Source organism: uncultured Campylobacter sp., assembly GCF_938031315.1.
In the GTDB taxonomy this organism is placed as follows: domain Bacteria; phylum Campylobacterota; class Campylobacteria; order Campylobacterales; family Campylobacteraceae; genus Campylobacter_B.
Map to the genome: position 1 here is coordinate 1 of NZ_CALHHT010000129.1, position 7,334 is coordinate 7,334.

Annotated in this window: 5 protein-coding genes and 1 pseudogene; all 6 read left to right on the forward strand. The window is 48.7% G+C overall.

The features are described from left to right. Positions 1-353 precede the first annotated feature (353 nt). A complete protein-coding gene (locus tag Q0236_RS03635) occupies positions 354-1,880 on the forward strand; it encodes an AI-2E family transporter (protein ID WP_297915236.1) in 1,527 nt (508 codons plus the stop codon). A 504-nt stretch (positions 1,881-2,384) separates the two neighbouring features. Continuing rightward, positions 2,385-4,637 carry a molybdopterin oxidoreductase family protein gene (locus Q0236_RS13240; RefSeq protein WP_367274727.1) on the forward strand — a complete coding sequence of 751 codons (2,253 nt, stop codon included), beginning with the start codon at positions 2,385-2,387 and terminating at the stop codon, positions 4,635-4,637. A gap of 275 nt (positions 4,638-4,912) precedes the next feature. Then, on the forward strand, positions 4,913-5,695 hold the full coding sequence (gene fdhD / locus Q0236_RS03650) for a formate dehydrogenase accessory sulfurtransferase FdhD (RefSeq protein ID WP_297915238.1): 783 nt from the start codon (positions 4,913-4,915) through the stop codon (positions 5,693-5,695). Positions 5,696-5,704: 9 nt separating this feature from the next. Continuing rightward, positions 5,705-6,496: a winged helix-turn-helix domain-containing protein gene (locus Q0236_RS03655; protein ID WP_297915240.1), complete on the forward strand. Its 792-nt coding sequence runs from the start codon at positions 5,705-5,707 to the stop codon at positions 6,494-6,496. An 18-nt stretch (positions 6,497-6,514) separates the two neighbouring features. After that, positions 6,515-6,703, forward strand: a complete 189-nt coding sequence (locus Q0236_RS03660; RefSeq protein WP_005869215.1) for a hypothetical protein — start codon at positions 6,515-6,517, stop codon at positions 6,701-6,703. Positions 6,704-7,098: 395 nt separating this feature from the next. Then, positions 7,099-7,334 (forward strand): annotated as a pseudogene (locus Q0236_RS03665) (hypothetical protein); the annotation flags it as partial.

Genomic DNA, 7,334 nt, shown 5'->3' on the forward strand with positions numbered 1-7,334 from the left:
CCCCCGCGGCGTAAAATTTCCGCACCGCCAGCAGCCTGTGCATTCGTATCGCGCGCGCCGATTACCACGCGCGATAGCCCGAGCTGTGCCAAAAGCTCGGCACAAGATGGAGTCTTGCCACGGTGCGCGCAGGGCTCGAATGCGGCATAGGAGCACACATCTGGTTTTGACGCATGTTCGAGCTATGCGCTATTTTCATAAATTAGGTACGATCCGTGTATATGTCGTATAGTGCGCTGTATGTTGAAAACGCACGAGAACGCCGCTCGTAAATTCTATGAAATTTCAAAATTTAATCGAAATCTGATAAAAAAATTTATAAAATAGCTCATCAAATTTCAAAAGGATAAAATTTGCCGACGCCAAAAAACAATGCCGCAAGCCGCAATGAAAACTTGGCTGAAAAGATAGCCCAAAATAACGCCGAGGATAACGCCAAAGACGAGGCGCAAAATTTCACCGAAAATCAGACCGTAAATAACGCTGAGGGTAAAATCGAAGCCGCTGCCGAAGCCAAAGCGACCATCAAAAACAAAGCCGAAACCGCTGCTGAAAATAGAGCCGAAATCGGTGCCAAAAATCAAAGCGGAAGTGGAGCCAATGTCGGTGTTGAAAGCGGGGTTAAAGCCGTTAAAGCAAATACCGACGCCGATAAAGCGGAAGCGGCTGCGTTAGGTGCCGCGGAAGGCAAGACTAAAACCGCTGCCGAAAATCGAAGCAAAAACCGTACCGAAACCGACAAAGTCTCATCTGCTAATGCTTCCGCGCTAGGCGCTGCTGCCGCTTCGGGAGCTGCTGTGGGTGTGAAAGCAGGTCTTGCCAAGGCTAACGGGCGCGCGAAAACGAACAAGATATTTTTTATCGGCGCAACCTTGCTGATGTTTTGCTGCGTGATCTATCTGTTCTCGCCGTTTTTGATGGTGATCGCAATCGGCGTGCTGATGGCGGTGGCGACCTCGGGTCTGCACGCTAAAGTAACGAAGCTGTGTCGCGGTAGGCGCACGCTAGCCTCGGTGCTTAGCCTGTTTTTGCTCTGCGCGCTTTTTTTCGTGCCCTTCATCTACGCTGTGATCGAGATCGCCAAAAACGCCGCGAGCTTCGATATGGCGCGCCTAAACGACGCGCTTAGCTACGTTCAGAGCCTAGACATCAAACTGCCCGGGCCTTTTGAAAAATTTAATACGCAGTTCCGCTCGTTTTTGGCAAACCTAGACGTCGCGGGCGTGGCGAAGCAGATCATCTCCTATCTCTCGGTCGTCGGAAAGTCCAGCGCGAAATTTATCGTCGATATGGTGCTTATCGTCGTGTTTTGTTTTTTTGCATACCTCTACGGCGAGAGCTTCAAGCGCTTTTTCAAAAAAATTCTACCCGTCGAGCCCGCGCAGATCGATTATATCTTTTCCGAGACGGCAAATACGATGAGCGTCGTGTTTTACTCAACCATCTTCAACGCCGTATTGCAGGGCTTTTTGTTTTCGATCATCGCGGGGATCTTCGGCTTTGACGCGCTGCTGATGGGGGTGCTTTTCGCCTTCTGCTCGCTCATCCCCGCAGTCGGCGGCGCGCTCATCTACGTGCCCACCGCGCTATACGTGCTAGCGGGGGGCAGCACCTCGGGCGCGATCGTGATAATGGCGTATTGCGTGATACTGATCTCGACGCTCGCGGACAGCTTCATTAAGCCGCTCGTGATCAAATTTATCAACTCGCGCCTGGTCGAAAACCCCGCAAACATCAACGAGATGCTGATCTTCTTCTCGATGCTTTCGGGCATCAGCACGTTCGGGTTCTGGGGCGTGATCTTGGGGCCCGCGATTTTAACGCTATTTATCGCGGTGCTAAATTTATACGACTATCTAAAAAAGATAGAATTCGAGTAGGGCTTGCGCCGCTGGGCGCTTTTAAATTTATGAAAATGCCGCCCGTAAAGCGCAATGCCCAGCGCGCCCTTGTTGCTCTTGCGCCTTCGCGTTTTTGCGTAGGCTTAAAGGTTTAAATTTAAAGGCAAATTTTATATTCTAATTGCGCTGATTATTTATGAGTCGTAATTCGCGGCGCGTTTTGCCGCGAAATGGCTTGCTGCAAAAATTTCAAGCCAACTTGCGCAGTTAAATTTATAGTTAGAGAAAAAGCATCTTGAAATTTTAAAATTCCATCGGAATTCTAAAATTTAGCTTAAAAAGCGTCTTTTGCGATAAGCGATAAATTTTACGCTAAAACGCCGCCATTACCGAGGCAAAAGCGTAAAATTTAACTATTCAATTTAATATGCGATATTTGCATATTGCTTAAATTTTGCTTAAAAAAATTCACTAATTTAAAATTTCTTTTATAATCTAGAAAGTATAATAGCCGTGCAAACCAAAATTCTTGAAAGGAATATTATGCAGTCCAGAGAAAAGATTGTCAAAACGACTTGTCCTTACTGCGGCACCGGCTGTGGTATCGATCTTATCGTAAAAGACGGCAGGATCGTAAACGCGCGCCCTACGCAGGCCCACCACGTAAATGACGGCGAGCTATGCTTAAAAGGGATGTTCGGCTGGGAGTTTGTAAACTCTCCAAAACGCCTTGCCAAACCTATGATCCGTAAGAAAAACGGAGTATTTGATAGAAGCGGCAAGCTTGAGGAGGTAAGCTTTGAAGAGGCTTACGATTTTGTAGCGTCTAAATTTAAAGAGACCGTCGCTAAATATGGCCCAAGCTCAATAATGGGTTTTAGCTCGGCGCGCTCAAATAACGAAGACAACTACGTTTTTCAGAAATTTTTCCGAGCTCAGGGCAGCAATAACGTCGATCACTGCGCCCGTCTTTGACACGCTCCTACAGTGGCAGGTCTTGCCAACACGCTAGGAAACGGAACGATGACGAACGATTTGGTCGAATTCGCTACCGATACGGACGTATTTTTACTCATCGGCACCAACACGAGCGAGTGTCACCCGATCATCGCTATGCAGATGCAGCGCGGGCTTCAGCGAGGCGCCAAGATGATCGTAGTAGATCCAAAGCGCACAGATATGGCGAAAAAAGCCGATATCTATCTACAAATCCCGGTGGGCGCGAACATTAAGACGCTAAATACCATTATGAATGTTATCATTGCCGAAAATTTGCAAGATGACGAGTTTATCAAAAACTACGCTCACGGCTACGAGTATCTAAAAGAAGCGGTTAAGGACTTTACGCCTGAGCGATTTGAGCGCGAGACGGGCGTGAAAAAAGAGCTCGTAATCGAAGCTGCTAGAATGTATGCTAAAGCAGGCGCAGCGGCGATCTGCTACACGATGGGTATCACACAGTTTAGCGACGGCACCTCAAACGTCTTTTCGCTTTCAAATTTAGCTATTTTGACGGGGAATTTAGGCAAACGAGGCGCAGGCGTAAATCCTTTGCGCGGTCAAAACAACGTCCAGGGCGCATGCGATATGGGCGCGCTACCTAACGTCATCCCGGCAGGCGCGGTAAATTCCGCTTACGCTCAGGAGCAGGCGCGCAGAGTATGGCACTTCGAGCTAAATCCAACTCCAGGCTTTAAGCTTACGGTCGCACCCGATAAGATGGATAGCGGCGAGCTGAAGCTGCTCTACGTTTACGGCGAAAACCCTGTAATGAGCGATCCTTGGACGGAGCACTTCGTGCATGCAACGCACCATTTGGATTGCTTTATCGTGCAGGATCTTTTCTTTACCGAGAGCGCACAGAAGGCCGACGTCGTACTACCTGCTGCCGGCTGGGGCGAGAAGGACGGCACCTTTTTAAACACTTCCCGCCGCGTCCAGCGCACGCGCAAGGCAAGCGAGCCGGCTCCTGGCGTAGAGCCTGATTGGAAGGTCGTTTGCAATATTGCGCAAAGAATGGGACTTGAAGGGTTTGATTTTTTAAGCGCGGAAGAAATTTGGAACGAAGTGCGTGCATTAATGCCTAAATTTTTCGGCGGTATTAGCTATTATAGGCTAGATAAGCTAGGCGGCATAAGCTGGCCATGTCCTGATGAAGATCATCCGGGCACACCGGTTCTTTACGCAGATCATAAATCGATGCTGCCTGACGGTAAATTTAGAATGGTGCCGGTGCTTTACGTGGACGATAAAAACGATCGCGCTAAAGCGGAGGCGGATTTTAGAGCTAAGATGAAAATTCCTGATGATTATCCGGTGGGAAGCGGCGCGCTTAGCGAGATACCGGATGAAATTTATCCGTGCTTGTTTACGACCGGGCGCAAGGTCTATCACTACCACACCGGCACGATGACGAGAGAGTGCCGCGCGCTAGAGTACGGCGCGGGCGCAGAAGGCGCGCTCATCGAGGTTAGCCCCGACATCGCACGCGAACGCGAGCTTACCGAAGGCTGCTACGCGCTTGTTAAAAATAAGCGCGGTCAGATCGCCGCGAAGCTTCGCATAAATCCGGATCTGAAAGAGGGCACGATATTTACGACCTTCCATTACAGCGAGGCCGACGGCAACGAGCTCGTGCATGCAGGCGATCTAGATCCGCTATCTGGCATCCCACCGCTAAAGATGACGATCGCAAATATCAGAAAGCTTAGCGAGAGCGAGTTTATCGAGTTCAGAAGACAAAACGAGATGTCGATGCACTCCGAGAAACCTTATCTATCGCCGGTGCATAGGTAGTTTGGGCGGTAAATTCCGCCCGCTTTGCAAAGATGAAATTTAATCGCGGCTACGGCAAAATTTGATGAAATTTCATCTCTGCGGGCGCTTCATAGCCGCTTGTGCACACGGTGCGAGCGGCTCGTGGAATTTTCCACGCGATTTTTTAAATTCAAAAATGCGAGCGATTTAAATTTACGCACGCCGCTTCGGTACGACGGCTTTACTTCGGCGAATTAAGGCTATTTAAGCAAAATTTCACTACGATACGGGCGAAATTAAAATAAGGAAGGTCTATGGAGCCGATTTATAGGGCGGAGATAGTTAAATTTAAAGGCGATGAAAGAAGGATCGTAAGCGATATCTTAGTGCGCGAGATCAAGCTTGAAATTTTACTAAACGGCAAGCGTTTCGGCGCGCTGATGGCGACTCCGAGCGATTTAAAGGCGCTTGCGATAGGCTATTTGCTGAGCGAAAATTTGATCTCGGATCCAAGCCGTATAAAGAGTATCGAGCTCGCGCCGGACGGGCTTAGCGTGAATGTCTGCGGCGAGATAAACGAAAAGCGGCTAAATAGCTTCGATGCCGAAAAGGTCATCATCAGCGGCTGCGGACGTAGCTCTACGGCAAATATCGATCCTGAGGCGATGGCGGCGCGCAAAGTCCGCTCGGACGCTAAATTTCATAAGAATGAAATTTTAAATTTGATGAGCGAGTTTTACACGCAGTGCGAGCTTTATGAGATGACCGGCTGCGTGCACACCGCAAAGCTCTTTACTGCGGGCGGCGAGTATTTTATCGGCGAGGATATCGCCCAGCACAATACCATCGATAAATCGGTCGGCAAGGCGGTCTTGGCGGGGTGCGATACGCAGGGCTCGCTTCTTTTGGTAAGCGGCAGGCTAAGCTCCGAAATGGTCGCCAAAGCCGTGGTGAGCGGCATTAGCGCGCTTGTTTCGCGTACGGCTCCTACGAGCCTCGGCGTCGTGATCGCGCGTAAATTTGATCTTACCCTTTGCGGCTTCGCGCGCGGCGAAAATTTAAACGTCTATAGCGGCGAAGAGAGAATTTTGAGTTAAGAGGGCGGCATGGAGATAGATATCAAGATAGACGATAAAAAAACAAGCGAGATCAAAAGGCTGATTTTAAATTTACTAAATCCAAGCGGCAAGCTCGATTGCGGCGCGGCGTTTAAGATCGCCGCCAAATTAGGCGTAGATGCAAGCGTCGTAGGAGATCTCGCAGCGCGCGAAGGGATACGGATAGATCGCTGCGAACTCGGACAGTTCGGCAAGCTGCAATGTAGCGGAGGCAGCATAAAGGCGTTGCAAAAGCTAAATCCATTTTTGGATGAGAAAAGGCGGATTTTTTGCCGCGACGCCCGAGCCGTAGCTAGCGGCGGAGTGGGGTTTGATACCGTGCGCTCTACGCTTAAGGAGCACGCCATAGACGTGAAATATTGTCAGCTGGGCTGCTTTAAGGAGAAGAAAGGCAAAAGAATGAGAGTAAAAACAAAAACTTGGATCGAAAATGCGCAGGGCGAGCTCATTTTCGGCAAGGGCAAAACCGAAGTGCTAGACGTGATCGCCCAAACGGGCTCCATCTCTAAAGCCGCCGAGGTTTTAGGGATGAACTACAAAAAATGCTGGAGCCATCTGCAAATTTTACAAAAAAATCTGCAAGAGGAGCTCTTTAGCACCAAGCAAGGCGGCGGCAATGCCGCGGGTACGACGTTAAATGCGCGCGCCTATGAGCTGATCGCCGCGTATAAGCAGCTGCAAAGCGATATAGAACACTACGCAAACGAGCGCTTTAAGGAGCTTTTTTTGAAAAAAGAGGGCGAGAAAGACGCAAGTAAAGCGGCAGATAAAAACCATTAAATTTTAAAGGAGAGAACGATGTTTGTAAAACTAAACGACCGAACCTATCTAAACAAAGACAGGATCACGCGCATCAAGGTAGATAGCGTCCAGGACGGTATCAGAATTCGCTTCTACGAGGGGCAGTTTCAGGTAGCCAAAAGCGGCAGATTTGAAAGCGAAGAAAAAGCGATGGAGTGGCTGCAGAAAAATTTTATCGGCAAATAGGCGCAAAGCGCACTTCATGACCGCGCGAGCAGCTTGCGAACAGATCCGCAAAATAGCGGCTCTTTGTGATGCGCAGCGGCTGCTCGCCGCTCATTAGCACTACGATAATTCGGTGGTTTGTGCTTTCAAGAAGAGCTTGCGCAAAGATGTTGCGATAAAATTTACGGCGAACGAGCTTCGGATATAGAGCCTAGCGTAGCGTGCAAATAGGGATACGATTACGCAAATATGGTCTATGACGACATTCGTTCGCCAAATTTACTCGAAAGATTTCATCATTCAAACCCGGCTTAACCGCATTTTTCAGCTAACTTTGCCTATTTCGCCTATATAGTATTTATATTTTATTAAGTACTGATTGGATATAGTCGCGGGCAAAATTCTAAGGGGAAATTTTGAAAAGCTTCAAACTTCGGTTTATTTATGCCATCTGCGTGGTGGTCGTATGCGCGCTGTATCTGCTAGGCGAAAGATCGGGCCTTGTGGAGCGCAAGCAAACCCATTTTACCGTTACTTCAGATACTAATGTTTCCAAAGTGCCCGGTCTTAGCAAATACGTAACTCAAGAAGAAGTTGAAAGTTTTGCATTTCGCTACTGGGATATAGATTATAATTCAAACCCAAAAAACGT